Annotated in this window: 21 protein-coding genes and 2 tRNA genes; 11 read left to right on the plus strand and 12 right to left on the minus strand. The window is 72.6% G+C overall.

Annotated features, from left to right (window positions below):
• Positions 1–289: 289 nt before the first annotated feature.
• Positions 290–1,324 (minus strand): adenosine deaminase, encoded by a 1,035-nt coding sequence (locus SHK17_RS15090; RefSeq protein WP_322919770.1) that lies wholly within the window; start codon positions 1,322–1,324, stop codon positions 290–292.
• Between the two features lie 25 nt (positions 1,325–1,349).
• Positions 1,350–2,132 carry a DsbA family protein gene (locus SHK17_RS15095; RefSeq protein ID WP_322919771.1) on the minus strand — a complete coding sequence of 261 codons (783 nt, stop codon included), beginning with the start codon at positions 2,130–2,132 and terminating at the stop codon, positions 1,350–1,352.
• 97 nt (positions 2,133–2,229) lie between these two features.
• On the opposite strand from SHK17_RS15095, the gene orn reads away from it, so the two are divergent.
• Positions 2,230–2,925 carry an oligoribonuclease gene (gene orn / locus SHK17_RS15100; protein ID WP_405030377.1) on the plus strand — a complete coding sequence of 232 codons (696 nt, stop codon included), beginning with the start codon at positions 2,230–2,232 and terminating at the stop codon, positions 2,923–2,925.
• 45 nt (positions 2,926–2,970) lie between these two features.
• Positions 2,971–3,046, plus strand: a tRNA-His gene (locus SHK17_RS15105).
• Positions 3,047–3,122: 76 nt separating this feature from the next.
• Here the strand turns inward: SHK17_RS15105 and SHK17_RS15110 are convergent.
• Together SHK17_RS15110 and SHK17_RS15115 are read right to left on the minus strand one after the other, a co-directional pair.
• Positions 3,123–3,791: a response regulator transcription factor gene (locus SHK17_RS15110; RefSeq protein WP_322919773.1), complete on the minus strand. Its 669-nt coding sequence runs from the start codon at positions 3,789–3,791 to the stop codon at positions 3,123–3,125.
• A complete protein-coding gene (locus tag SHK17_RS15115; RefSeq protein ID WP_322919774.1) occupies positions 3,784–5,172 on the minus strand; it encodes a sensor histidine kinase in 1,389 nt (462 codons plus the stop codon). Before SHK17_RS15115 ends, SHK17_RS15110 begins: the two co-directional genes overlap by 8 nt.
• Positions 5,173–5,368: 196 nt before the next feature.
• Between SHK17_RS15115 and SHK17_RS15120 the strand changes: the two genes are divergently transcribed.
• From SHK17_RS15120 to SHK17_RS15130, 3 genes are all read left to right on the plus strand, one after another.
• Complete coding sequence (locus tag SHK17_RS15120; protein WP_322919775.1) at positions 5,369–6,322, plus strand: ABC transporter ATP-binding protein; 954 nt, start codon at positions 5,369–5,371, stop codon at positions 6,320–6,322.
• Complete coding sequence (locus SHK17_RS15125; RefSeq protein ID WP_322919776.1) at positions 6,319–7,152, plus strand: hypothetical protein; 834 nt, start codon at positions 6,319–6,321, stop codon at positions 7,150–7,152. Before SHK17_RS15120 ends, SHK17_RS15125 begins: the two co-directional genes overlap by 4 nt.
• Positions 7,153–7,229: 77 nt before the next feature.
• The gene (locus tag SHK17_RS15130) at positions 7,230–9,023 is read left to right on the plus strand and encodes a thiamine pyrophosphate-requiring protein (RefSeq protein ID WP_322919777.1); all 1,794 of its coding nucleotides are present in this window, start codon (positions 7,230–7,232) and stop codon (positions 9,021–9,023) included.
• Positions 9,024–9,048: 25 nt separating this feature from the next.
• Here the strand turns inward: SHK17_RS15130 and SHK17_RS15135 are convergent, their stop codons facing one another.
• Complete coding sequence (locus tag SHK17_RS15135; RefSeq protein ID WP_322919778.1) at positions 9,049–9,453, minus strand: ChaB family protein; 405 nt, start codon at positions 9,451–9,453, stop codon at positions 9,049–9,051.
• A 65-nt stretch (positions 9,454–9,518) separates the two neighbouring features.
• On the minus strand, positions 9,519–10,700 hold the full coding sequence (locus SHK17_RS15140) for an FUSC family protein (protein ID WP_322422825.1): 1,182 nt from the start codon (positions 10,698–10,700) through the stop codon (positions 9,519–9,521).
• 94 nt (positions 10,701–10,794) lie between these two features.
• Between SHK17_RS15140 and SHK17_RS15145 the strand changes: the two genes are divergently transcribed.
• From SHK17_RS15145 to SHK17_RS15155, 3 genes are all read left to right on the plus strand, one after another.
• Positions 10,795–12,363 (plus strand): phytoene desaturase family protein, encoded by a 1,569-nt coding sequence (locus SHK17_RS15145; RefSeq protein ID WP_322919779.1) that lies wholly within the window; start codon positions 10,795–10,797, stop codon positions 12,361–12,363.
• A gap of 76 nt (positions 12,364–12,439) precedes the next feature.
• Positions 12,440–12,512 (plus strand) — tRNA-Lys (locus SHK17_RS15150).
• 574 nt (positions 12,513–13,086) lie between these two features.
• Complete coding sequence (locus tag SHK17_RS15155) at positions 13,087–14,172, plus strand: SDR family oxidoreductase (RefSeq protein WP_322919780.1); 1,086 nt, start codon at positions 13,087–13,089, stop codon at positions 14,170–14,172.
• 230 nt (positions 14,173–14,402) lie between these two features.
• Here SHK17_RS15155 and SHK17_RS15160 read toward each other — a convergent pair whose 3' ends face one another.
• Genes SHK17_RS15160 through hrpB form a run of 3 tightly spaced genes read right to left on the minus strand, consistent with a single transcriptional unit; the run spans position 14,403 to position 19,161 of the window.
• Positions 14,403–15,302 (minus strand): arginase family protein, encoded by a 900-nt coding sequence (locus tag SHK17_RS15160; RefSeq protein ID WP_322919781.1) that lies wholly within the window; start codon positions 15,300–15,302, stop codon positions 14,403–14,405.
• A 29-nt stretch (positions 15,303–15,331) separates the two neighbouring features.
• Positions 15,332–16,528, minus strand: a complete 1,197-nt coding sequence (locus SHK17_RS15165) for an MFS transporter (protein WP_322919782.1) — start codon at positions 16,526–16,528, stop codon at positions 15,332–15,334.
• 50 nt (positions 16,529–16,578) lie between these two features.
• Positions 16,579–19,161 carry an ATP-dependent helicase HrpB gene (hrpB, locus tag SHK17_RS15170; RefSeq protein WP_405030378.1) on the minus strand — a complete coding sequence of 861 codons (2,583 nt, stop codon included), beginning with the start codon at positions 19,159–19,161 and terminating at the stop codon, positions 16,579–16,581.
• Between the two features lie 3 nt (positions 19,162–19,164).
• Here hrpB and SHK17_RS15175 point away from each other — a divergent pair, with 3 nt between their 5' ends.
• From SHK17_RS15175 to SHK17_RS15185, 3 genes are all read left to right on the plus strand, one after another.
• Positions 19,165–20,079 carry a DUF480 domain-containing protein gene (locus SHK17_RS15175; RefSeq protein ID WP_322919784.1) on the plus strand — a complete coding sequence of 305 codons (915 nt, stop codon included), beginning with the start codon at positions 19,165–19,167 and terminating at the stop codon, positions 20,077–20,079.
• A gap of 113 nt (positions 20,080–20,192) precedes the next feature.
• Positions 20,193–21,203, plus strand: coding sequence for a MerR family transcriptional regulator (locus SHK17_RS15180; RefSeq protein ID WP_322919786.1), 1,011 nt, complete (start codon positions 20,193–20,195; stop codon positions 21,201–21,203).
• Positions 21,204–21,587: 384 nt separating this feature from the next.
• A complete protein-coding gene (locus SHK17_RS15185; protein ID WP_322919787.1) occupies positions 21,588–21,980 on the plus strand; it encodes an Ltp family lipoprotein in 393 nt (130 codons plus the stop codon).
• Positions 21,981–22,192: 212 nt separating this feature from the next.
• Here SHK17_RS15185 and SHK17_RS15190 read toward each other — a convergent pair whose 3' ends face one another.
• The 3 genes from SHK17_RS15190 to SHK17_RS15200 all read right to left on the minus strand — a co-directional run bounded on the left by SHK17_RS15190 (position 22,193) and on the right by SHK17_RS15200 (position 24,752).
• The gene (locus SHK17_RS15190; protein ID WP_172265229.1) at positions 22,193–22,339 is read right to left on the minus strand and encodes a GPGG-motif small membrane protein; all 147 of its coding nucleotides are present in this window, start codon (positions 22,337–22,339) and stop codon (positions 22,193–22,195) included.
• Positions 22,340–22,402: 63 nt separating this feature from the next.
• A complete protein-coding gene (locus SHK17_RS15195) occupies positions 22,403–24,412 on the minus strand; it encodes an NAD(P)-binding domain-containing protein (RefSeq protein WP_322919788.1) in 2,010 nt (669 codons plus the stop codon).
• Between the two features lie 10 nt (positions 24,413–24,422).
• Positions 24,423–24,752, minus strand: coding sequence for a GroES family chaperonin (locus SHK17_RS15200; RefSeq protein WP_172265232.1), 330 nt, complete (start codon positions 24,750–24,752; stop codon positions 24,423–24,425).
• Positions 24,753–24,768 lie beyond the last annotated feature (16 nt).

Here is a 24,768-nt window from a genome sequence, read left to right on the forward strand (position 1 = left end):
CGCCCGCCAGCCTCCCCGACCGGGACGCCCGGTCACGTCAGGATGTGGCCAGGCCCCGCCACGTATGAGGTAGCGGGGCCGAATGCTTCCCGGACCCGGCCCACCGGTCGACGGCACGCAGAGCAGCGGCACGATCCCGGAGGATCGTGCCGCTGTCACTGCGTTGGTAGGGCCTCACCACGAGTCCTGGGGGGATCCGTCCAAGGGCGGGAGCTCGATGAACGGGTGTGGTGAGGGCCCCGCGGAACGCGGCCGCTCACCACCCTCAGCGGCGGCACCCACGCAGGTGTTACGGGTTGGGAGAAAAAAGTTCCCGGCGCAGGTGGTCGTCGATCTCCCCCGTGATCCGGGCCTTCACGTCCGCGGGGGCGAACGACGCGTCGACCGCCGCGCGCGCCAGCGCCGCGACGCCCGACTCGTCGAGGTCGAGCAGCCCGGCCGCGACCTCGTAGTCGTGGTTGAGCGTGGTGGCGAACATCGGCGGGTCGTCGGAGTTGATGGTCACGGTGACGCCCGCGTCGACGAACGAGCGCAACGGGTGGTCCTCGATCCGGTCCACCGCCCGCGTGGCGACGTTGGAGGTCGGGCACACCTCGAGCACGATCCCCGAGCCCGCCAGGTGGGCGAGCAGCTCGGGGTCCTGGGCGGCCGAGCAGCCGTGCCCGATGCGCTCGGCGCCGAGCAGGCGTACGGACTCCCAGATCGTCTCCGGCCCCGTGGTCTCGCCGGCGTGCGGCACCGAGTGCAGGCCGGCTGCGCGAGCCCGCTCGAAGTGCTCCCGGAACTGCGCTCGCGGTACGCCGATCTCCGGCCCGCCGAGGCCGAAGCCCACGAGAGCGTCGGTGCGGTGCTCGAGGGCGTACTCGAGGGTGGCGTCGGCGGCCGGGATGCCGAGCTCGCCGGGGATGTCGTAGATCCAGCGCAGCACCAGACCGAAGTCGCGCTCGGCCGCGACGCGCGCGTCCTCGATCGCCTCGGTGTAGGCGTCGATGGGGATGCCGCGCAGCACGGACGTGTACGGCGTGCAGGTCAGCTCGGCGTAGCGCAGCTGCTGGCCCTCGGCCATCTCGCGCGCGACCTCGTAGGTCAGCGTCCGCACGTCCTCGGGGGTACGGACCAGGTCGACGACGGCGAGGTAGACCTCGATGAAGTGCGCGAAGTCGCGGAAGGTGAAGAACCGCTCGAGCCCCTCCAGGTCGGAGGGCACACCCGCCTCGGGGTGGCGCGCCGCGAGCTCGGAGACGATCCGCGGCGACGCCGACCCGACGTGGTGGACGTGGAGCTCGGCCTTCGGGAGGCCGGTGATGAAGTCGTGGAGGCTCACGACCGGCAGTGTCCCAGCAGCCGGGTCAGCCGGCCGACCCGACCATCGCGTTCGCGATGTCGTCGAGGGTCTGGCCCTCGACCCGCTCGCCGTCGATCAGCACCGTCGGCGTGGAGTCGACGTCCGCGTCCGACGCGGCGTCACCCGCCGCGTCGACCCAGCCCTCGAACGCCATGTCCTCGATGCCGGGGCGCACCTCGTCCTCGGTGGCGCCGGCCTCGACGGCCCACTCGACCAGCTGGTCGTCGTCCGGGAACGGGCCGCTCTCCTCGGGCTGGTTGTCGAAGAGGAGGTCGTGGAACTCCTTGGCGACCTCGGGTCCGGACGCGTCGAGCACGACGGCGAAGGCGTTGGCCGCCTGGGGCGAGTAGTCGCTGATCCGGCTCAGGAACGGCAGCGGGCGGTACTCGACCTTCACCTCGCCGGCCTCGACCTGCGAGTCGAGCTGGTCGCCGACGGTCTGCTCGAGCTGGCCGCAGAAGGGGCAGAGGAAGTCCTCGTAGATCACGATCGACTTGGGGGCGTCGGCCTCGCCGACGACCAGCCCGTAGTCGTCGCTCGCACCCGCGGGCGGGGTGTCGGGCTCGTCCGAGCCGAGGTTCGTGACGAGGAACCAGCCGCCGACGAGCAGCACGATGACGCCGGCGATCACGCCGAAGCGGGTGAGCTGCTGCTTGCGCCTGGCGGCCTTGCGACGCTCCTCCGCCTGCGCGCGGGCCCGCTCGGTGCGGGCCTGGCGCTGCTCGCGCCTGGCCTGCGCTGCCGCCTTGTCCTGGGCGGACTTCTGCGAGCTCTTCTTCTGCGCCATCGAGGCTTTCCTCCAGGATTCGGTGGTGGTAGGCCCGGACAGCGTATGAGGCGAGCCTGAGTCGAGGCTGAGAGCGCCGCAGGGTGGGCGGCGCGTCATGGGTAGGGTCTGTCCGGTGAGCGACAGACTGGTGTGGATCGACTGCGAGATGACCGGCCTCGACCTCGGGGCCGACGCGCTGATCGAGGTGGCGGCGCTCGTGACCGACTTCGAGCTCAACGTGCTCGGCGAGGGCCTCGACGTCATCATCAAGCCCACCGCCGAGGCGCTGGACCAGATGGTCGAGTTCGTGCGCAGCATGCACGAGAAGTCGGGCCTGCTCGACGAGCTCGCCGGCGGTACGACGCTCGCGGACGCCGAGGAGCAGGTGCTCGCCTACATCAAGGAGCACTGCCCCGACGGCAGCCGCCCCCCGCTCGCCGGCAACACCGTCGCCACCGACCGGGCCTTCCTCGCCCGCGACATGCCGGCCCTCGAGTCGTTCCTGCACTACCGGATCGTCGACGTCTCCTCGATCAAGGAGCTGTCGCGCCGGTGGTACCCCCGGGCCTACTTCGCGGCCCCGACCAAGCGCGGCAACCACCGCGCGCTGGCCGACATCCAGGAGAGCATCGAGGAGCTGCGCTACTACCGCGAGGCCGTCTTCGTGCCGCAGCCCGGGCCTGACAGCGCCCAGGCGCGCCAGATCGCCGCGCGGCACGGCGGCCAGCTGACCGGGCTCGGTCCCGCGGCGGCCGCTCCCGACACCGGGGCCGATTCCGACGCCGGGGCCGATTCCGGTTCTACGGACTGATTGCCCTACACTTCTCGACGTCTTCGCGCTCGCGCGGAGAGCATGGTGGGTATAGCTCAGCTGGTAGAGCGCCGCCTTGTGGTGGCGGATGTCGCGGGTTCAAGTCCCGTTACTCACCCCAGACGTGATCGAGCCCCTGGCCTCCGGGCCAGGGGCTCGAGCCGTCCCCGGCCGTCGGCAGCCCGGCTCGCGACGGGTCACCGAGCCGGCGCCATGAACCCGCTCTCGTAGGCCACGATCACCGCCTGGGTGCGGTCGCGCGCACCGAGCTTGGCCAGCACGTGGCTCAGGTGCGTCTTCACCGTCTCCGGGCTCAGGTGCAACCGGCCGCCGATCTCGGCGTTGGTGAGTCCCTCGGCGACGAGCCGCAGGACGTCCGCCTCGCGCTCGGTCAGGGTCGGCAGCGCCTCGGCCCCCCGGGGACCGCGGCGCGGACGGCGCTCCGCGATCAGCCGGCGGGTGATGTCCGGCATCACCAGCGAGGTGCCCGAGGCGATCACCCGCACCGCGTGCAGGAGCTCGGTCGGACGGGCGCGCTTGAGCATGAACCCCGTCGCACCCGCCTGCAGCGCGCGGAACAGGTAGTCGTCGTCCTCGAAGGTCGTCAGGACGAGGACCCGCGGGGTCGGACCCCGGGCCGTGAGCGTCGCGGTCGCCGCGATGCCGTCGAGGTCGGGCATCCGCACGTCCATGACCACCACGTCGGGTCGGACCGCCTCCGCCCGGGCGAGGGCCTCGGCGCCCGTGCCAGCCTCGCCCACCACCTCGAGGTCCGGCTCGGTGTCGAAGATGAGGCGGAGGCCGGAGCGCACGAGCACGTCGTCGTCGACGAGGAGCAGCCGTGTCGGCGGCGCCGTGTCACTCACGCATCGCCCCGGTGGGCAGCTCGACGACGAGCTCGAAGCCACCGTCCTCCGTGGGACCCGCGTGCAGGCTCCCGCCGAGCTCCTCGGCGCGCTCGCGCAGGCCGGTGAGGCCGTGGCCACCGTTGCGCCCCGGAGGAGCGGGGGTCCGCCGGCCCGCGGCGTTGCGCAGGCGTACGACGATCCCGTCGCCGCGGTCGACGACGTCGATGTGCGTGGCGACGAGGCCGGCGTGGCGCAGCACGTTGGTCGTGCCCTCCTGCACGACGCGGTAGGCCAGCCGGCTGACCTCGTGCGGCAGCGCCGGTGCGGACACGCCCAGCGACAGCTCGACCTCGAGGCCGGCGTCGCCGAGCCCCGCGAGGAGTCCTGCGACGTCGCGGAGGTCCGGCGGCTGCTCGTCCAGGTCACCGGCCCGGGACGGATCGCCGAGCACGGCGAGGGCGCGGTCCAGCTCGGCCAGCGCCTGTCGGGTGTTGTCCTCGATGTGGCCCATGGCCGCGCGGGCGAACTCGAGGTCCACGGGCTCGGAGCCGTTGCCGTCCCGCGGCGCCAGGGCTCGCTGGGCCGCCTCCGCCTGGACCAGGCTGGCGGTCAAGGAGTGCCCGATGGTGTCGTGGAGGTCGCGCGCCACCGCCGTCCGTCCCGCGACCCGGACCGAGGCGCGGCGCATGGCGGCGATGCGCTCCTCGGCGCCGGCGCCGAGGAGCGTGGGCGCGACGACCGCGAGGCCACGGGTGGCCAGGTCGAGCACGTGCACCGCCACGAGCACGCAGCCCGCCGCCAGCACGACCGACAGCAGGTCGAGCAGCAGGTGTCGCGGAAGGTCCAGCGAGTACGAGTAGGCGAGCAGCACCGCGGCTGCGGCCCCGGTCAGCACCAGCGCCGCGAGCACCGCTGCGGACACGAGGACGCGGACGCCCAGCCACGCGAGGGTGCGCCAGGTCGAACCCGACATGACCACCAGCCGGAGGCGACGTACGACGCCGCGGTCGTGGCGGACGGCCGGCGCGTCGGGCACGTCCACGCCGGCGAACCGCCGCGCCAGGGCCCGCTCCCAGCCGCCGCACCCGCGCACGACCATGAGGACGAGCACCACCAGCACGATCCCGACGCCGTAGACGGCCAGGACCGCCGACCCGAGGAGGGCGGCGAACAGGGCGGCGTAGCCGGCGGCGAGCGGCACCCCGAGGACGGCGTAGGCGAGCCGCCCCACCAGTCCCTCGCGGCGGGGCAGCACCCTGCGCGTGGGCCGGCTGGCGACGGGCTCGGGGGCACCTCCCACCGGTGGCTCGACCGGGTCCCCGGGCGGTCCCTGGACGGGCGGCTGGACCGGCGGCTCGACCGTGGCCGGGCCGATCGGGGCCGTGACGTCGTGCTGCACCTCGCCATCGTCTCACCGCGCAGGGCTCAGGGACGTCCCCCGCGAGGGTCGTCGCCCCTCCCCCGTGCGGGGTCATCCGTGGCCCTCGGGAGGGATGTGCGCGTCGTCGTCGCCGCCCGACGATGACGGACATGGACAACCACCCGGCTCACCCTCAGCAGCCCGCACGCCATCGCCTCGCGTCGGGAGCGCCCGCATGATCACCGTGCGAGGCCTCACCAAGGACTTCGGCGCGGTCCGCGCCGTCGACGACCTCGACTTCACCGTCGAGCCCGGCTCGGTGACCGGCTTCCTCGGGCCCAACGGCGCCGGGAAGTCCACCACGATGCGGATGGTGCTCGGCCTCGACCGGCCGACCTCGGGCACCGCGCTCGTCCTCGGGCGACCGTACGCCGACCTCCGCGCGCCGCTGTGCCAGGTCGGTGCCCTCCTCGACGCCAACGCGATGCACCCGGGGCGCAGCGGTCGCGGCCACCTGCGCACCCTCGCCCTCAGCAACGGCATCCCGGCGGCTCGCGTGGAGGCCGTCATCGAGCAGGTCGGCCTCGGCCAGGCCGCCGGCCGTCGCGTGAAGGCGTACTCCCTCGGCATGCGACAGCGGCTCGGCATCGCCGCGGCGCTCCTCGGCGATCCCGCCGTCCTGCTCTTCGACGAACCCGTCAACGGCCTCGACCTCGACGGCGTCCGGTGGATCCGGGCGCTGCTGCGCGGCTTCGCCGACGAGGGCCGCACCGTGCTGGTCTCCAGCCACCTGATGAGCGAGATGCAGGTCGTCGCGGACCGGCTGGTGATCGTGGGCCGCGGCCGGCTCGTGGCCGACGCCACCACGCAGGAGGTGCTGCTCGGGCTGGGCGGCCAGCGCGTCCGCGTCGTCACGACCGCGGCGGCAGTCCTCGCCGCAGCCCTGCGCGGACGCGCGGCGACGGTGGAGCAGGTGGGCCCCGACGAGCTCGACGTGACCGGGCTCGCGGCCCGGGAGGTCGGCGACGTCGCGCTGGCCGTCGGCGCGCCCGTGCACCACCTCGCCCCGGTCGAGCACTCGCTCGAGCAGGCCTTCCTCCGGCTCACCGGCGACGACGTGGAGTACCACGGCACTGTCCCGGCGGACCCCGACCACACCACCCGCACACCCGAGGGAGCCACCCGATGAGCAGCACCACCGTCGACCCCACCGCCGGGCCCGCCGTCGACCCCGCCGTCGACCTGGGGCCGCAGCCCTCCGCGGCCACCGTCCTCGCCCGCACCTGCCGCGCCGAGTGGAGTCGGCTGTGGACGGTGCGCTCGACCTGGTGGTTCGCCCTCGCGACCGCCGTGACCGTCCTCGGCCTCGGCCTGGTGCTGGGGATCGACGTGTCCGACGCTCCCCCCGACGAGCTGCCCGAGGGGACCGCCTGGCGTGGCGGCTCCATCACCTCGACGTTCGGCCTCTACGGCCTGCTGGCGTTGTGCGCCGTCGCCGCCACCGCCGACCACGCGACCGGCGGCATCGTCCCGACCCTGCAGGCGACGCCGCGGCGGCACGTGCTCGTCGTCGCCCGCACGGTGGTGGTGGTCGCGTTCGCCACCCTGTTAGGCAGCCTGGTGGTCGCCGGCTCGAGCGTGATCGTCCTCGGCTTCGCACCCGAGATGGGCCTCCCCGTGGACGTCGGAACAGACTTCCTCGCCGACGTCGCGTACGTCTACGCCGCCAGCACGCTGCTCGCCGTGGGCACCGGCCTGCTGGTGCGCAACACCGCGGGCAGCCTCGTCGCCGTGCTCGGCGCGATGCTCGTGCTCCCGCTGATGCTCGCCCTCCTGCCCTTCCAGTGGGCGGTCGACGCCGCGGGGCTGCTGCCGGGCACCGGCGCGATGCGGCTGCTGGCCGGCGAGGCCCCGGTCCCGCTGTCGGCCACGGCGGCGGGCGTGACGCTCGGCGTGTGGGCCGCGGTCGCGGTCGTCGCCGGCGCCGTACGCCTGGTGCATTCCGACGCCGACCGCTGAGCACGCGCAGCGGTCGGGACGCACATGACCCCCTCGGCTGTGGGCACTGGACACCTCCCGAGCGGAGGAGAAGATCGATGGCAGACCAGCGCCTGGTGGCCGACCTGGTGGTCGAGCGCCTGCTCGCGTGGGGCGTGCACCGCGTCTTCGGCTACTCCGGCGACGGCATCAACGGCTTGATGGGAGCGCTGCGTCGAGCGGGCGGCGACCCGGAGTTCGTGCAGGCCCGGCACGAGGAGAACGCCGCCCTGATGGCGGTCGGCCACGCCAAGTACACGGGCGAGGTGGGCGTCATGACGAGCACCCAGGGTCCCGGCGCGGTGCACCTGCTCAACGGGCTCTACGACGCCAAGCTCGACCACCAGCCGGTCGTCGCGATCGTCGGGCAGCAGCCGACGACCGCCCTCGGGGCGGAGTACCAGCAGGAGATCGACCTCAGCGCCCTCTTCAAGGACGTGGCGGCGCAGTACGTCCAGGCCGTCCTCGCCCCGGAGCAGGCCGCCATGGTCGTGGACCGCGCCTTCCGCACCGCGCTCGCCACCCGGTCCCCCTGCGTGATCATCCTCCCGCACGACGTCCAGGTCTCCCCCGCTCCCGACGAGCTGCCGCACGAGCACGGGGTGGTCCCGACCGTCCCGCAGTGGCGCCCGCCGCGCGTCGTACCGGCCGACGAGGACCTCGAGGCCGCCGCCGCGGTCCTCAACGGCGGCGAGCGGGTGGCCCTGCTCGTCGGGCAGGGCGCCCGCGGCGCCGGCGAGCACGTGCGGGCCGTCGCCGACCGGCTCGGCGCCGGTGTGACCACGAGCCTGCTGGGCAAGCCCTGGTGGGACGAGACCCTGCCCACCAGCTGCGGCGTGATGGGCCACCTCGGCACCACCGCGTCGGGCTGGCTCCTCGACAGCTGCGACACCCTTCTGATCGTCGGCAGCAACGACCCGTGGACCGAGTTCTACCCCGCCCCGGGACAGGCCCGTGGGGTGCAGGTCGACCTCGACGGCCGCCACGTCGGCAACCGCTACCCCGTCGAGGTGGGCCTCGTCGGTGACGCGGCCGAGACCCTGACCGCGCTGCTGCCGCTCCTGCGCGAGCGCGAGGGGTCCGACTGGCGCAGCGAGGTGACCGACCGGGTGCGGAGCTGGCACGACCTGGCCCAGGAGCGGGCGGAGGGTCCGGCCGACCCGCTGAGCCCGGAGCGGGTGGTGCGGGCCCTGACCCCCCGGCTCCCGGGCGACGCGCAGGTCAGCGTCGACGTCGGCTCCATCACCTACTGGTACGCCCGGCACCTCACGCTGCCGCCCGGGGTGCCGGCCCACCTGTCCTCGACCCTGGCGTCGATGGGGTCGGCGCTGCCCTACGGCCTCGCGGCCAAGCTCCACGCCCCGGACCGCCCGGTCGTCGCCCTCGCCGGTGACGGCGCCATGCAGATGAACGGCGTCTCCGAGCTCATCACCGTCGCGCACCGCTGGCGGGAGTGGGCGGACCCCCGGTTCGTCGTCCTGGTCCTGCACAACCGCGACCTCGCCGAGGTCACCTGGGAGCAGCGCGAGACCGAGGGCGACCCGCGCTACGACGCCAGCCAGACGCTCCCCGACTTCCCCTACGCGGCGTACGCCGACCTGCTCGGCCTCACCGGCATCCGGGTCGAGCGCCCCGAGGACGTCGACGACGCCTGGGACCGGGCCCTGGCCGCGGACCGGCCGGTCGTGCTGGAGGCGGTGGTGGATCCCGACGTGCCGCTGCTCCCGCCCTTCCCCGGCGGACGGGAGAAGCTCGACAGCTTCCGCCGCGGGCTGGCGCAGGAGGACGACGGCGACCACGCCCGTGCCCTGCTCGACGAGCAGGCGCGCCAGGAGGGTGCCGACCCGCAATGAGGGGCGCCGGGCTGGGGCGCGTGCCTCAGCCGCGGCTCTTGCGGGTCTCGCGGCGGTTCGCCTTCTTGATGGCGTCCACCAGCTCGGCCTTCGTCATCCGGGACCGGCCGGTGACGTCGAGCCGCTTGGCCAGGTCCATGAGGTGCGCCTTGGACGCGTTGGCGTCGACGCCCTCGGCGGTCTCGCCGCCCTGACGGGCCGCCTTGCCGGTCTTGGCCGACTGCGCGTCGGAGGGGCCCTTCTCGTCCTTGGCCTCCCAGTGGTCGCCGACCTTCTCGAAGGAGTGCTTGAGCGCCGAGAAGGCGGTGCGGTGGGCGCGCTCACCCTCGCCGTACTCCTCCACCGCCGCGTCGTGCGCCTTGATCCAGGTGCGCTGCGCCTTGGCGGACGAGCGCTCGAGGGTCGAGGGCAGCTCCTGCTTGCCGGGCACTGTGACCTCCTCGGGGTCGGTGGCGGGCGTGCCGCCTCCAGATGTACCCACAGCCGAGCGATCCATCAACCCCGGACCGGTCGCCGCCGCGCCGGGATGCGGAGCGGCAGGGTCGGGCCGCCGATCGGGTTGGCCTCGGCCACCACGTCCATCGAGTCGACGATGTTGCGCAGGTTGATGATGAGCGCGCCGTAGATCGCCCACTCCGCGGAGCGCTCGGTGCGACGCAGGTCGTCGCTGAGCGACACCAGGCGGGCGCGGACCGCGAGCATGCCCTCGGGGTCGGCGTCCACGGCCGCCCGGCCGGCGTCGCGCAGCATGCCGATCCACGCCCGGGAGAACTCCTCGCCCCAGGTCTCCCGGTGCGACTGCTGGCTGCCGAGCGTGCGGGCCAGGCTGCGCGTCTCGGCGACGGCCTGCTCCATGCGCCGCAGCAGCCCGTGCCACTGGCGGGGCTCCTTCATCGCCCGGGCCGACCGGCGCGGGTTCATCCGCGCGCTCTCCTGCGCCTGTCGCACCAGCGCCCACGCGTGGTCGAGCTCCTCGTCGATGTCACGCGTGCGGTCGACCCAGCCGTCGACGTCCTCCTGGCCGCACCGGCTGCCCAGCCCGTCGGCCATCTCCACGAGCAGCTCGCCGATGCCCTCGTCGACGCGGTCCAGCGCCTTGGCGGCGGCGTGCCGCCCGAGCGGGGGCCACACCATGACGTTGACCAGGAGCCCCACCGCCACGCCGACGGCCGTGTCGAGCAGCCGGGAGACGAGCAGGGTGTCGTTATCGAACCCGGTGGTGAGCACCACGAGCCCGGTCGTGGCGATGGTGGTCGCCTCGGCGCCGAGCCACGGCACGGCGCCCAGGAGCAGCGCGACGACGAGGAGCAGCGCGATGGCGCCCGTCGTGAGGCCGAGCACCTCCCCCACCACGGTGGCGAGGAGCACCGCCACGACCGTGGCCGCGACCTGCTGGGTGCCGTTGGACAGGGTTCGGTAGACCGTGGCGTGCACGACGAGCAGCGCGGCCCACGGCGCCAGGAACGGCTGCGGCAGGTCCAGCACGCTCGCGGCCAGCACCCATGCGGCCACGGCGGCGAGCACGGTCTTGCCCAGCTGGAGGAGGTCGTTCCACCAGATCGGGTCGCCGAGCCGGTCGTTGATCCGCTCCCTCAGCCGCTCCTCCCTGCTCGGGCGGAAGGCCTTCCCGGGGCCCTCCTCCGCATCCTCGACGTCCTCCCTCACGTACTCCCTCATCCGATCGAGCCTACGGACCGAGGGCCGGCGTCGCAGCCTCGTAGGGAGGGGTCGGGTCCGCGGAAACGGGCGCCCCAGGGTCTAGGTTGTGTCGGTGAGTGCGGGCAGGAGCAGCTATGACGTCGTGGTGGTCGGCGGCGGGCACAACGCCCTCGTCAGCGCCGCCTACCTCGCGCGGGCCGGGCTGTCGGTCCTGGTCCTCGAGCGGCTGGCGGAGACCGGTGGCGCCGCCGTCTCCGTCGAGCCGTTCGCCGGAGTGCCGGCGCGACTCTCGCGCTACTCCTACTTGGTGAGCCTGTTGCCCGAGCAGCTGATGGCCGACCTCGACCTCGACGTGCGCCTGGCCTCGCGCACCACGGCGTCGTACACGCCCTGGACGCGCGGCGACCGCACCGGCGGGCTGCTCGTCGAGCGCCCCGAGGGCGACGCGACCCGGCGCTCGTTCCGCGAGCTGACGGGTGGTGACGAGGAGTACGCCGCCTGGCAGGCGTTCTACGCCGAGGTCGGCGGGCTCGCCGACGCAGTGGCGCCGACCCTGATGCAGCCGCTGCCCTCCGAGCGCGACCTCCGCACCCGCGTCGACGAGCGCATCTGGCGCGACGTGGTCGAGCAGCCGCTCGGCCACGCCATCACCGAGCGCTTCTCTGACGACACGGTCCGCGGAGTGGTCGCGACCGACGCGCTGATCGGCACCTTCGCCTCGCTGGACGACCCGTCGCTGGTCCAGAACCGCTGCTTCCTCTACCACCTCGTCGGCAACGGGACCGGCGAGTGGCGGGTGCCCGTCGGCGGCATGGGCTCGGTCACCGGGGCGCTCGCCCGGACGGCGGTCGACGCCGGCGCCGAGATCGTCACCGGCGCGGGCGTCAGCGCCATCAGGCCGGGCCCGGACGGCGCCGAGGTCACCTGGCACGACGGCGAGCGCGAGCACGCCGTCTCCGGCCGGCGGGTCCTCTCGGGCGTCGCCCCGTGGGTGCTGCGGATCCTGCTCGGCGAGGGCGAGGACCCTGAGTCCAAGCCGGTCGGGTCGCAGCTGAAGATCAACTTCCTGCTCGACCGCCTCCCCGCCCTCAGGTCGGGCGTCGACCCCGCGGTCGCCTTCGCCGGCACGCTGCACCTCGCTGAGGACTACACCTGCCTCGAGCAGGCGTACGCCGCCGCGGCCGGCGGCTCGGTGCCCGACCCGCTGCCGGGCGAGGTCTACTGCCACAGCCTCACCGATCCCTCCATCCTCGGCGACCTGGCCGGCTCGGCGCACACGCTCACCTACTTCGGCCTGCACACGCCGGCCTGGCTGTTCGACGCCGATCCCGGTGCCCGTGACCTCGCGGTCGAGCGGGCCATCGCCTCGATCGACGCCGTGCTGGCGGAGCCGCTCGAGGGCTGCATCGCCACCGACGCCGACGGCCGGCCGTGCATCGAGGCGAAGGTCCCGCAGGACGTCGAGAGGGACCTCGCCATGCCGGGCGGGCACATCTTCCACGGCGACCTCGAGTGGCCGTGGGCGCCGTCGCGGACCCGGCTCGACACCCCGGCGCAGCAGTGGGGCGTGCAGACCGAGCACCCCACCGTCCTGCTGTGCGGGTCGGGCGCGCGCCGGGGCGGCGCGGTCTCCGGGCTGGGTGGCCACAACGCCGCCCAGGCGGTCCTCGCCGACCTCTGACGACGCCGTCCTCGCCGGGGACCTCGATTTCGCCTGCCGGTCACGACGGGGTAATGTTCTACTCGCTTCACCGCCTGCGCCATTAGCTCAATTGGCAGAGCAGCTGACTCTTAATCAGCGGGTTCGGGGTTCGAGTCCCTGATGGCGTACACATACAGTCCCTGACCAGCGGAAACGCAGGTCAGGGGCTGTTTCGTCGCCCCGGGGTGCCCGCTGAGTGCCCGAGAAGTCCGGCTCCCCGGAACGCATCGCGGCCGCGTGGCGCACCCCCTTGGCCGCGCTCAGTCTCGGCCCCCCGAGGTCGGCCCGCCCAGGATCTCGGCCGCGCAGCGGCGGTCGTGTTGCGGCCCATGTAGACGTCGGTGGTCATCGACGGGTTGCGGTGGCCGAGCTGGAGGGCAGTTCACATGTCAGCGCACGATGCTCAGGTCGGCACCACGGGGCGCCGACTGCGCCCTGCTGACATCGCCACGGCGAAGGTACGCCGGTCCTCACGTCCCGGGCGTAGCCACCATGGCGGGAGATTCGAGGTGCCGACGGGTCGCACTGAGCGCCATCCGCGCGTGCTCCCGCGAAAGCTGACCGTCGTCGCGGAAGGCAGACCCGGCGCGGATCCGGACGGGATCGCGCTCATGCGCTGAAGCCCACCGCCAGGGAATCGCAGATCGGTACTGAAGGTTGTGGCACTAGACGATTGATCGACCGCTTCGTAAAGGACACCTCATGCCTGAGCCGTCTTCGAGTCCATCTCCCCGCGCCCTGGTCGTGGGGGCCACCGGCATCGTGGGTCAGGCCGTCGCTCGGCGCCTCATCGAGGACGGGTGGCAGACCTACGGGCTCTCTCGGAGCGGCAAGACCACGCACCCCGACATACACCCGCTGCGCGCCGACCTCACCAACCCCGCGAGCCTTGCTGCGGTCCTCGACGACCTGGCACCGGAGCTGGTCGCCATCACCGCCTGGACACGCATGGACACCGAAGCGGAGAACATCCGCGTCAACGGCGGCGCCGTACGCGACCTCCTCACCGCTCTGTCGCCAGCGGGAGGCGTACGGCACGTCGCGCTGATGACCGGGCTCAAGCACTACCTCGGCCCCTTCGAGGCATACGGCCAGGGCAAGGTGCCGGACACCCCCTTCCGCGAGGAGGAGGACCGCCTCCCCTACCCGAACTTCTACTACGCCCAAGAGGACGAGCTGTTCGCAGCGGCCGAGCGGGACGACTTCACGTGGAGCGTGCACCGTTCGCACACCGTGTTCGGTTTCGCCACCGGCAACGCCATGAACATGGTGGCCACCATCTGCGCCTACGCCTCCCTCTGCAACGAGCTCGGCCGCCCGTTGGTCTTCCCCGGTTCCGAGACGCAGTGGAACGCCCTGACCGACGTGACCGACGCCGACCTGCTCGCCGAGCAGATGACGTGGGCCGCCCGCACCCCTGCCGGCCAGAACCAGGCGTTCAACACCGCGAACGGTGACGTCTTCCGCTGGCGTTGGCTGTGGCCCCAGATCGCCGAGTGGTTCGGACTGGACTGGGAGGGCTACGCGGAGTCGCCACGCACCCTGGACATCTCGATGCGGGACATGGGACCGACCTGGCGCACCCTCGCTGCTCGACATGAACTCGTCGAGCCCGACCTCGACCGAGTCGCGTCATGGTGGCACACGGACGCCGACCTCGGACGCGACATGGAGGTCGTCACCGACATGAACAAGAGCCGCACCGCGGGATTCTCCGCAACCCGCGACACCCGGGCCAGCTTCTTCGACTACGCCGCGCAGTACCGCAGGGCACGCGTCATCCCCTGACGAAGCGTGTGAACCGCCGTTCGCAGGGTGTCGCGGTGCTGGTGAAGCCGGTGACCTCGCGCCGAGCGGCGTCACGGGTGAGCTGCCCGAGAGGTTCACAGCGCCGTAGAGATCCGCTCACCACGTACCTCGCACCCCATGCACTGACGGCCGGGACGAGGGAGGACACCGGGATGCTCGAAGTGCCGCACAGACGTGCCCGCCGCCTCCCGGTCAGCCGGTCGTCGAGGTCAGCCGTCGCTGGGCGGGACGAGCGCCTCCACGAAGCGGGCGAGGGATGTCGGGTCCGACGCGGCGTGCGCAGGCACGAGCTGGCCGACCGACATCCCGAGGCAGTCCGGCTCCGACCACAGCGTGGTCAACGCCGCGCCCAGCTGGACCAGGGTCGGGCCGGAGTTGCGGCCGTTGACGTTCTCGGCCAGCGGAGCGTCGAGGAAGTCCAGCACGTCCACGTCGACGTGGACCACGAACGGCCCGTCCGGGAGCGCGCCCCTGGCCTTGAGTGCGGCGGTCGTCGGGTCCGCCACCATCTCCGCCTGCGTGGTGACGGAGATCCCGAGCCGCTCGACCTGGTCACGCTCCCACGGGGTGGTCTCGTCGGCGAGGTCGACCCCGAGGTAGCTCAGGTGCGCCGCCTGTAGAAGGGGCTGCCGCCCTGCCAGTCCGACCAGCGGCTCTGCAGCGCCCGGCAGGCCGAGGGCGTGGGCCATCCCCATCCAGCTGAGGGAGCCCTCGGTGGTCGAGTCGGGGGTGTTGAGATCGAGGTGTCGGTCGACGTAGACGAGGTGGGGCTCGATCCCGCCGTCCTGCACGGCGGCGCACAGCCCGAGTGCCACCGTGCAGCTCCCGCCGAGGACGAGCACGCGGTGGCCGGTCATGACGAGCGGTGCTGCGGCGTCGGCGAGCGCGCGCAGCGCTCCGACCTCCTCGTCGAGGTTCTGGGCCAGCGGCCGCCTCTGGTCCGGCTTCCAGAGGTGGACGGGCAGGTCCCCGAGGTCGTCGACCTGGTGCCCGGCAGCCTCGAGCGCGACGACCAGGCCCGCGTCGCGGAGGGCGGCCGGTGCATGCTCGACGCCCACGCAGTAGGCGCCCGCGCTGCTCGGGTAGCCGAGGATGTGGATGTTCGCCATCAGCACAGGATGCCGCACGAGTGCCGTGGTCAGCCGTCCCTCTCGGTGGCGGCCGGTCGCTGCAGAGCAAGCGGAAGCGTCGCCACGGCGAGCGCGCCGGCTACCAGGAAGGCGGTGGCGAAGGACGTGAGCTCGGCGATCACCCCGACGGCCACCGAGCCCAGCGCCGTACCCGCATCGAAGCCGACGTTCCAGACCGCGCTCGCGAGGTTGTGGTGCCGGCGGGAGACGGCCGTGAAGGAGACCACGAGCGTCAGGTTCTGCAGACCTCCGTAGGACAGGCCGACCAGGAGCATGGCGACGAGGAAGGAGCCGACGCGGACGCCGTCGGAGTCCGCGACCGACCACGACACGAGCGCCATCCCCACCCCGGTGAGAGGGACCAGGGGCACGAGGAAACGTCGGGCGCCGTAGCGATCCGCCAGCACCCCGACCCGCCACCGGCTCAGCGCGGCAGCCAGCCCCATCAGCAGCAGGCCGCCGGCCGCGACCGACGGGCTGTCGACCATCTGGGGCGTGAAGGTGATCACCGCACCGCCCGCCAAGGTGACCGCGAGCAACAGCAGCATCGGCCGCAGCAGCCGGCGATAGGCAGCGGACTCCGGGTCGTTCGGGTCGGGCGACGCGGACGTGCCGGGGTGCAGGTCCGGTGCGCTGAGGCGGAGGGCCGACGCGAGACGGAGCGCCGCGGGGATGCCGGCCAGAGGTAGAGCGCTCACGGCGAACGTCACCCAGTAGCCGAAGCTCTCGGCGATCCACGGTCCGGCGGGGAGGAGCACGAGGTTCGGCACCGCGACAGCGAGGCCGTAGGTCCCGATCGCCTCCCCGCGCCGCCTCGGATCCACCAGAGCGGCGACTGCGGCACTGCCGGTGACGGTGAGGACACCGAACCCGATCCCGCGGACCGCCGAGAGGCCGAGGACGACGCCGAGCTCGTTGCTGAGTGACAGCAGGACGCCGGGGACACCGAGCAGGACCAGGCCGACAGCGAGCACCGGTCCCCACCCGAAGCGCCGCAGAGCGCGTGGGACGAACAGCTGGGTCAGCACCGTGAAGAGCAGGAGCACGCCGTTGACGAGTCCGGACCCGGCGGTGGTCGCCCCACCGTCGACCGCCCACAGCGGAGCGACCGTGAGCAGCACTGCGTACCCGGAGAATCCCGCGCACGTCATCACGACCAGCGGCGCCATGCCCGGCTCGCGCCAGATCGGGCCCCGCGCGCTCACGGCCGGCAGTCTAGGGACCGCACTCACCGTACGAGGCCGTCGGGCTCGGCTCAGCCTCGGCGACCTCGGTTCGTCCGCGCGGTGGCGGGTGCGCTGCGGGGATCCTCGGGCCACGCGTGCTTGGGATAGCGCCCGCGCAGGTCGGCACGCACGCCCGGGTAGCCGTTGTCCCAGAAGGACTCGAGGTCCGCGGTCACGGCGGCCGGGCGGCGCGCGGGAGAGAGCAGGTGCAGCAGGAGCGGGACCCTGCCGTCGGCCAGGACCGGCGCTGCGGTCCAGCCGAAGACCTCCTGCAGTCGCACGGCGAGCACCGGCTGGTCCTGGGAGTAGTCGATCCGCACGGCCGACCCGCTGGGCACCTCCACGCGCTCCGGGGCCAGGTCGTCGAGCCTGCCCGCCTCCGGCCACGGCACCATCGCCCTGAGAGCGGCGGTCACGTCGACCCGACGAAGATCGTGCGCCGAGCGGACCCGTGCCAGCTGCAGCCCGAGCCAGGAGTCGAGGTCCCGGGTCAGCGCTGCGTCGCTCACGTCGGGCCACGGGTCACCGAGCGCGCGGTGCAGGAAGTCGAGGCGGGCGCGGAGCGCCGTGGCCGCCTCCGTCCAGGAGAGCAGCGCGAGCCCCTCGCTCGCGACCGCCTCCCGGATCGCGTCGCTCACGGCCTGCGCGGGTGGATCGCGGAGCGGGGCCGAGCTGAGCTCGATCGCGCCCAGCAACGTCCGTCGGCGAGCCAGCACCCGCCCGCCGGTCCAGGTGACCCGGTCCACCTCGGTCCACAGCGATCCCGCTGCCTCCAGCGCGAGGTCCTCGGTGAGGGGCGCCGCCGCGCGGATGCGGGCGTCACGTTGCCCGGGCCGTCGCTCCGCGTCTCCGACAGCGAGCCACTCGAGTCCGGCGAGCGGCCCCGGGGCGCGCGAGTCGAGCGCCGCGCCTGTCCCGGAGGCCATCAGGTAGCTCGACGCGCCCGAGCGCTTGCGTGCGATCCGGTCCGGATGCGCCAGGGCCACCACCAGACCCACCGCCACGTCGTCGGTGAGTGCTCGGGCGTGCGAGGCCTCGCTGCGGTCGCCGGCGGCGCCGTGCCCGGCACCGACCTCCTGCAGGCGCGCGACCTGACGGCGCCACGATCCTGCCCGCTGGTCAGCGCGCAGTGTCCGGAGCGCAGCCACCAGGTCTCCGCCGGGAGCGCGCACGTCCTCGCTCAGCATCGCGACCACCTCTGCGGCCCGCTCGGCCCCGACGAGACCGACCCCGTCGATGAGGGCGCGCGCCAGCCGGGGATCGGTCGGCACGCCAGCCATCACCCGGCCCCGCGAGGTGGCCCTCCCGTCCTCGGTCATCGCCCCCAGCCCCACCAGCACCTCCTTGGCCGCCGCCAGTGCGTGCGCCGGGGGCTGGTCGAGCAGCGCCATGTCCTGGACGTCGTGGGTGCCCCAGCACGCCACCTCCAGGGCGAAGGCCGTCAGGTCGGCGGTGGCGATCTCGGGGTCCGGGTGAGCGGCCAGGTGCGCGTGCTCCGCCTCGGACCAGCACCGCAGCACGGTCCCCGGACCAAGACGTCCGGCCCGCCCCGCCCGCTGCTCGGCCGCTGCCCGGCTCACCGCGACGGTGACCAGGGAGGCCAGTCCGCGACGGTGATCGGTGCGCGGCTCGCGCGAGAACCCGGCATCGACGACGACGCGTACGCCGGGCACCGTCAGCGACGACTCGGCAACCGCGGTCGAGACGATCACTCGCCGACGAGGGCCCTCGCTCAGCGCACGGTCCTGCTCGGCGCCGGACAGCCGTCCGTGCAGGGCGTGCACGGCCGCGTCCACGCCGGCAAGGCGACGTACGGTTGCCTCGACCTCCGCGACGCCCGGCACGAACACCAGGACGTCTCCCTGGTGCCCGACCAGCGCACGGCGCACGGTCGCCGCCACGTGGTCGTGGAAGGCCGGCGTGATTCCCCGGTCGTCGGTGCGGCGCACCCCCGCGGGCAGCGGGCACCAGACCGCGTCGACCGGGTGCAGGGCACCCGGGACGCGGATCACCGGAGCGCCTCCGTCACCGAGCAGGGCGGCCGTCCGTTCAGCCTCGATGGTGGCCGACATCGCCACCAGGGAGAGGTCCTCACGAAGGTTGGCCCGGACGTCGACGAGCAGCGCCAGGGTGAGGTCGGCGTCCAGGTGGCGCTCGTGCACCTCGTCGAGCACCACGGCCCCGACACCGAGCAGCTCGGGATCGGACTGGATCCGCCGGAGCAGCACACCGGTGGTGACGATCTCGACACGCGTACGGCGACTGGTGCGTCGATCTCCTCGTACGGAGTACCCGACCGTCTCACCGACCGGTTCGCCCAGCAGGTGGGCCAGACGGCGGGCAGCAGCGCGGGCCGCGATGCGGCTGGGCTGGGTGACGACGACCCGTCCGGCGACGACCTCGGCGACCGCAGGGGGGACCAACGTCGTCTTGCCGGTGCCCGGAGGTGCCTGGACCACCGCGACTCCGCGGGCGCGGAGCGCCTCGGCAAGAGGGGCCAGTCCCACGATGACCGGGAGGTCGGGCGGCGCTGCGAGCAGGTGGCGCAGCGCGTCGGACACTCCTGAAGTGTGCCTGACGCGCCCCGCTGGCCGAGGCGGGCCTATGGTCATGACGTGAGAGACCTCCCCGTCCTCGATGCGACTGACCAGCGCATCCTCGGCAGCCTGCTGGAGAAGCAGACGACCGTGCCCAGCAGCTATCCCCTCTCCGCGAACGCACTCGTGGCGGCGTGCAACCAGAGGAGCAGCCGCGAGCCCGTCACCGACCTCGACCAGCAGACCGTCGAGCGGACCGCGAAGTCGCTCAAGGAGCGCGGGCTGCTGCGGATCGTGTGGTCCGACACCGGTCGCCGGACCTTGAAGTACCACCAGATCCTCGACGAGCACCTCGCCCTCGAGCCCGACGAGCGAGCGCTGCTCACCGTCATGCTGCTCCGCGGCCCGCAGGCGCCGGGTGAGCTGCGCACCCGCACCGAGCGGCTGCACGGGTTCGCCGACCGGGGCCAGGTCGAGGAGTGCCTGCGCCGGATGGCGAGCCGCCCGCAACCACTGGTGCGCGAGCTCGAGCGCCGGTCGGGCCAGCAGGATCCGCGCTGGATCCACCTCCTGGGCGTCGCACCGGAGCAGGACCCGGGCGAGAGCGGCCCGGCTGACAGTGCCGACCCGTCACGCATCCGCGTCACGCAGGTCATCGCCGATCTCCACGTCTCGGACCTTCCCGCCTCCAGGACTTTCTACAGCGACTACCTCGGGTTGACCGAGGAGGAGTTCAACCTCGGCTGGGTGGCCCGTCACACGTCGCCGGTGTCCGGGGCGACGCTCCAGGTGATGACGAGCGATGCCACCGCGCCCGCGGACCCCGTCGTCTCGGTCATGGTCGACGACGTCGAGGCCGCCTACCGCCAAGCACAGGAGCGTGGGTACGAGATCGTGCACCCCCTGACGACCGAGGCATGGGGCGTGACCCGCTTCTTCGTCCGCGCTCCCGACGGCAACGTGCTCAACATCGTGCAGCAGCACGCAACCTGAGGGTCCTGAGCATCTGCTTCGCTCAGGGCCACCCCAATTGACAGATGCGAACCTTCGACCCGGGGCGACCTCGGGCTTGACCTTCCAGTGGGTGGAAGGAACAGGCTCGCAGTGTGACCGACGACCAGATGTACTCGATAGGCGACCTTGCGCGGCGCAGCGGCCTGCCCACCCGCACCGTCCGGTTCTACTCCGACGCCGGGGTCGTGCCCGAGAGCGCGCGCAGCCATGCCGGGTACCGGCGCTACGACCAGGAGGCCGTTGCTCGGCTGGACCTCGTGCGCACGTTGCGTGACCTGGGTCTGCCGCTCGACACGATCCGGTCCGTACTCGCAGCGCAGACGTCGTTGAGCGAGGTGGCCAGGACCCACGTCTCGCTCTTGGACGAGCAGATCCGGACTCTCCGGCTACGGCGAGCGGTGCTCCGAGCCGTGGCCACCACCGAGACCACGACACCGAGGGCGGTCCTCATGCACCAGCTCGTCACCATGTCCGAGTTCGAGCGGCAGCGACTGATCGACGAGTTCCTCGACGAGGCGTTCGGTGGCGTCGACGCCAACCCGGAGCTGCTCGAGCTCCTGCGCAGCATGCGCCCGGAGCTTCCAGAGGACGCCGAGCCCGCAAAGGTGCAGGCGTGGGTCGAGCTGGCCGAGCTCGTTCGCGATCCCGACTTCCGTGCCGCGGTGCGGCGCATGGCCGAGTTCCAGGCGTCCGAACGCGCGAACGGCGACCAGACGGGCCTGCACCACGACCTCACCGTGCGCGTGATCGAACGGGTCCGAGCGAACATCGCCTTGGAGATCGACCCCACGTCACCAGCCGCTGCCGCCACCGTCGACGAGCTCGTCGGTGCCTATGCCACGACCTTCCAACGCACGGACACCGCCGGATACCGCTCCGAGATCCTGCATCGGCTCGAGATCGCAGCAGATCTCCGCACCCAGCGCTACCTCCACCTGCTCGCGCTCATCAACGGCTGGACACCACAGCCAGACCTCACCCTCGTCTTCGACTGGTTCACCCGCGCCCTCCGCGTGCACGACGTTCCCGAGAGCACAGGGACGCAGGCGCGTCGTGGGGTTTCAGATGTCCCCGACAGGCGGCGGAACGGCGTTGCCGGCTAGCGCGCGTCGGAGTTCCGTCAGCGCAGGGCACAACAGCGACGTACCCGCTGGCGGCGGTCAGATCCGTGGAGCTGTAGAGCTTCGAGAGCACGTTGCACCGCTTTCACATCCCGCTGCGTTGCTGCCCGAACGGCGACTGGGGTGGCGTTGGCGAGCACCAGCAGACCTCGTCCTGCTGGAGCGGCTGGCCGACGACATGGAGAGCGAGCTGGTGCGCCTCACGATGTGCTCGTACACCTGGGGCCGACGTTCGGCCGAACTCGAGACAGACCACGACTCCGTGTGGAGACTGGGGCCTGGCGCATGTGTCAAGGATGACTTGCGCCACGGGGGCTCGACGTCACGTCTCAGTGGCGCGCCCACATCACCCGGAAGAAGACCCTCATGAAGAAGCTCGTCATCGCCCTGACCGCCATGATCGCGGTGCTCGCACCTGTCGCCGCCACCGCGCCGGCCTCTGCTGCGCCGGCCGCGTCGTCGGCCGCGGCGTCGCCCCGTTCGCAGGCGATCGCCATGGCTTACAACTACATCCGCACCATGCCCTTCTCGAAGGGCGGACTGGCCGACCAGCTCGAGTACGAGGGGTTCAGCCCCGCCGTCGCCAACTCGGCCGTCAACAGCATTCGCGTCAACTGGCGCGTCCAGGCCGTGAAGATGGCCAAGCGCTACCTGCAGACGATGCCGTTCTCCTGCGAGGGTCTCATCGACCAGCTCGTCTACGAGCAGTTCTCCTACGCCAACGCCTCGTACGGCGCGTACCAGACGAACGCCTGCTGATCCCCCCACCGTGAGAGCCGTGGCCCGAGACGGACAGCGCGGAGACCGGTCCCGGACGTCATGGGCACGGGCTCCCCAGGCGACCACGCGCCATGACGTCGTCGGCGTACGTCATGGGAACGGGCTGCCCGAGCGACCATCCGCCATGACGCCCCCGACATGCGAAGAGCCGGTCCTCGCGGACCGGCTCTTCGTTGTTCATCCTCTGGGCGCTACTTCGTGAAGAGGCTGACTCCACCCGGGCCCACCAGCAGGCCGACGATGATGAGGACGATGCCCCAGAGCACCTGACCCCGGACGAGCGAGACGATGCCGGCCACCACGAGGATGACGGCAAGGATCCACAGCAGAAATGCCATTTCATGCTCCCTTCGGTTGAACCCTGAACCTAGCGTTCAGCGTTGGGAGCAAGCCAGTCGGCGTCACCCCTTCGGAGGGAGGGTGTCTCGCTCCTCCTCGCGCAGGCGCGGAGGCGTGAACCCCTCGGGGTGGAAGCCGGTCTTGTCCGCATAGAACTCGCGCACGACGTCCATGTCGGCGCCCACGTCGCCGGTCGGGTGGAACGTCGGCCCCCAGCCCACGGTCCGTGACGGCACGTCGAGGAAGGCGAGGGTGATCGGGAGGCCGGTCTGGCGCGCGATCCGGTAGAAGCCGGACTTCCAGTAGTCGCCACGCGAGCGCGTGCCCTCGGCCGCGAGTCCGAGCAGCCACGGGGCGCCGCCCTCGGCCTCGGCGATCAGCTCCTTGATCGTCGCCGACGGGTTCTTGCGGTCGAGCTCGACGGCGCCGGTGCGCCGCAGCAGCCAGCCCAGCGGCCCGACGAAGAGCTCCTTCTTGACCAGCAGCCGGATGGTGATCCCGTAGCTCCAGCCGAGCAGCAGGGTCAGCACCCAGTCCCAGTTGGACGTGTGCGGGGCGCCGACGAGCACGCCACGCTCGGGCACCTCTCCCGCCGTCCTCCAGCCGACGGCGCGCAGGGCAAGGCGCGCGACCGTACGCCGCACTCCCCCGCCGCCGGTCGCCGCCGGGACGGGTGCGGTCGGCTCGACCGAGGACGTGCGGGACGCGGCGGCCCGGGCGCGACCCGCCTTGCGCTCGCGCGCGAGGTCCCACAGGTAGTGGTCGAAGTCGACCTCCATCGTGTGCCGCGGCGAGTCGTAGAACTGGCGCCTGTCGCGCGCGTGCTCCGCGGCCATCTGGCGTCGGACGACCGCGTCGGACGGAGGGACGTAGCGGCCGGTCAGCGTGTCGGCGATCCACGCCGACTGCGCCTCCGCCAGCGGCATGACGGCGCCGATGGCCTGGAGCAGGCCGAGGAAGTAGAGGCCGGGGAGGTCGGGGTGGACCGTCCGCTTCCACAGCGGCAGCTCGTTGCCGGGGGCGGAGACCAGGTCGGGGTCGAGGAACGGGAAGCTCACCCGGTAGCCGGTGGCCCACACGATCAGGTCGGCCGGGACGCTCGAGCCGTCGACGAAGACCACGCGGTCGCCGTCGAGGCGCTCGATGCCCGGCTTGGCGGTGACGGCGCCCGCCTCGAGCCGGTCGCGGATCTTCTCCGACTGCACGGGGTGCGACTGGCCGGGCTTGTGGCTGGGGTCGGGCAGGCCGTACTTCGTCAGGCTGCCGGCGACCGTCGCGCCGAGCCGCAGCCGGGCGGCGGTCACCCGCCACGGCATCCAGCCGGGCAGGGCCGCCTGGTCCGACGGCCGGCCGAGGAAGAACTTGCGCAGCACCCACTCGCTGCGCCGCACCGACCACGTCGTCGTACGCGCCGTGGCGGAGGCGTCGACGGCGATGTCCATCGCGGAGTTGCCGGCGCCGACGACCACGACGTCGCGGCCCTCGACCTGGTCGGCCGAGCGGTAGTCGTGCGCGTGCAGCTGGTCGCCGTCGAACGTGCCGGGGTAGGCAGGCTCGGGCCAGCGCGGGTCCCAGTGGTGCCCGTTGGCGACGAGGACCGCGTCGTAGGTCCGGGTCTCCGTGCCGCCGGGGCCGGTGACGCGGACGTGCCAGCGGCCGTCGGCGGTGCGCGAGACGTCCTCGACGGTCGTGTTGAAGGTGATCGTGTGGCGGAAGCCGAAGTGGTCGACGTACTGGTCGAAGTAGGCAGCGACCTGGTCGTGGCGGGCGTAGGGCGGGTAGTCCGCCGGCATCGGGAAGTCGGAGTAGGCCATCCGCGGGCACGAGGTGTTGATCTCGAGCGAGTCGTAGCAGGCCGACTGGCCGTTGGAGTTGTCGAGGACCCAGGTCCCGCCGATGTCGTGGCCCATCTCGAAGCAGTCGAACGGGATGCCGGCCAGGTAGAGGTGCTTGGCGGCCGTGATGCCCGAGGAGCCGGCCCCGATGACGCAGGCGCGGGGCAGCGACTCGTCGACCGGCACCGGGACGGTCTGGGCCGGTGCGCGGTGGGACTGCTTGACAAGGTAGGCCATCAGAGGTCCATCAGAGGTAGAGCCCGGTGGAGCCGCCCTCGAGGCGCTCGGCGGCGACGGCGTGGACGTCGCGCTCGCGCATGACGACGTAGACCTCGCCGTGGACCTCGACCTCGGACTTGTCCTCGGGGTCGAACAGCACCCGGTCGCCGACCTCGACGGCCCGCGCGTGCGGGCCGACGGCGATCACGCGGGACCAGGCCAGTCGCCGGGCGCCCATCGCCGCGGTGGCGGGGATGACGATGCCGCCGCTGGAGCGGCGCTCGCCGGCCTCCTGGTCGACCTCGACCAGCACCCGGTCGTGCAGCATCTTGATCGGGGCGCTGCCGCCCGTCGCCATGCCGCCGGTCGGGGTG

This window comes from Nocardioides renjunii (genome assembly GCF_034661175.1).
GTDB classification, from domain to species: Bacteria; Actinomycetota; Actinomycetes; order Propionibacteriales; family Nocardioidaceae; genus Nocardioides; species Nocardioides renjunii.

Coding starts and splice junctions, on each gene's coding strand:
- SHK17_RS15095 (WP_322919771.1), bottom strand. CDS start 2,132: ATGGCGCAGAAGAAGAGCTCGCAGAAGTCCGCCCAGGACAAGGCGGCA.
- orn (WP_405030377.1), top strand. CDS start 2,230: ATGGGTAGGGTCTGTCCGGTGAGCGACAGACTGGTGTGGATCGACTGC.
- SHK17_RS15120 (WP_322919775.1), top strand. CDS start 5,369: ATGATCACCGTGCGAGGCCTCACCAAGGACTTCGGCGCGGTCCGCGCC.
- SHK17_RS15125 (WP_322919776.1), top strand. CDS start 6,319: ATGAGCAGCACCACCGTCGACCCCACCGCCGGGCCCGCCGTCGACCCC.
- SHK17_RS15130 (WP_322919777.1), top strand. CDS start 7,230: ATGGCAGACCAGCGCCTGGTGGCCGACCTGGTGGTCGAGCGCCTGCTC.
- SHK17_RS15140 (WP_322422825.1), bottom strand. CDS start 10,700: ATGAGGGAGTACGTGAGGGAGGACGTCGAGGATGCGGAGGAGGGCCCC.
- SHK17_RS15155 (WP_322919780.1), top strand. CDS start 13,087: ATGCCTGAGCCGTCTTCGAGTCCATCTCCCCGCGCCCTGGTCGTGGGG.
- SHK17_RS15160 (WP_322919781.1), bottom strand. CDS start 15,302: ATGGCGAACATCCACATCCTCGGCTACCCGAGCAGCGCGGGCGCCTAC.
- hrpB (WP_405030378.1), bottom strand. CDS start 19,161: ATGACCATAGGCCCGCCTCGGCCAGCGGGGCGCGTCAGGCACACTTCA.
- SHK17_RS15185 (WP_322919787.1), top strand. CDS start 21,588: ATGAAGAAGCTCGTCATCGCCCTGACCGCCATGATCGCGGTGCTCGCA.
- SHK17_RS15190 (WP_172265229.1), bottom strand. CDS start 22,339: ATGGCATTTCTGCTGTGGATCCTTGCCGTCATCCTCGTGGTGGCCGGC.
- SHK17_RS15195 (WP_322919788.1), bottom strand. CDS start 24,412: ATGGCCTACCTTGTCAAGCAGTCCCACCGCGCACCGGCCCAGACCGTC.
- SHK17_RS15200 (WP_172265232.1), bottom strand. CDS start 24,752: ATGGCGACGGGCGGCAGCGCCCCGATCAAGATGCTGCACGACCGGGTG.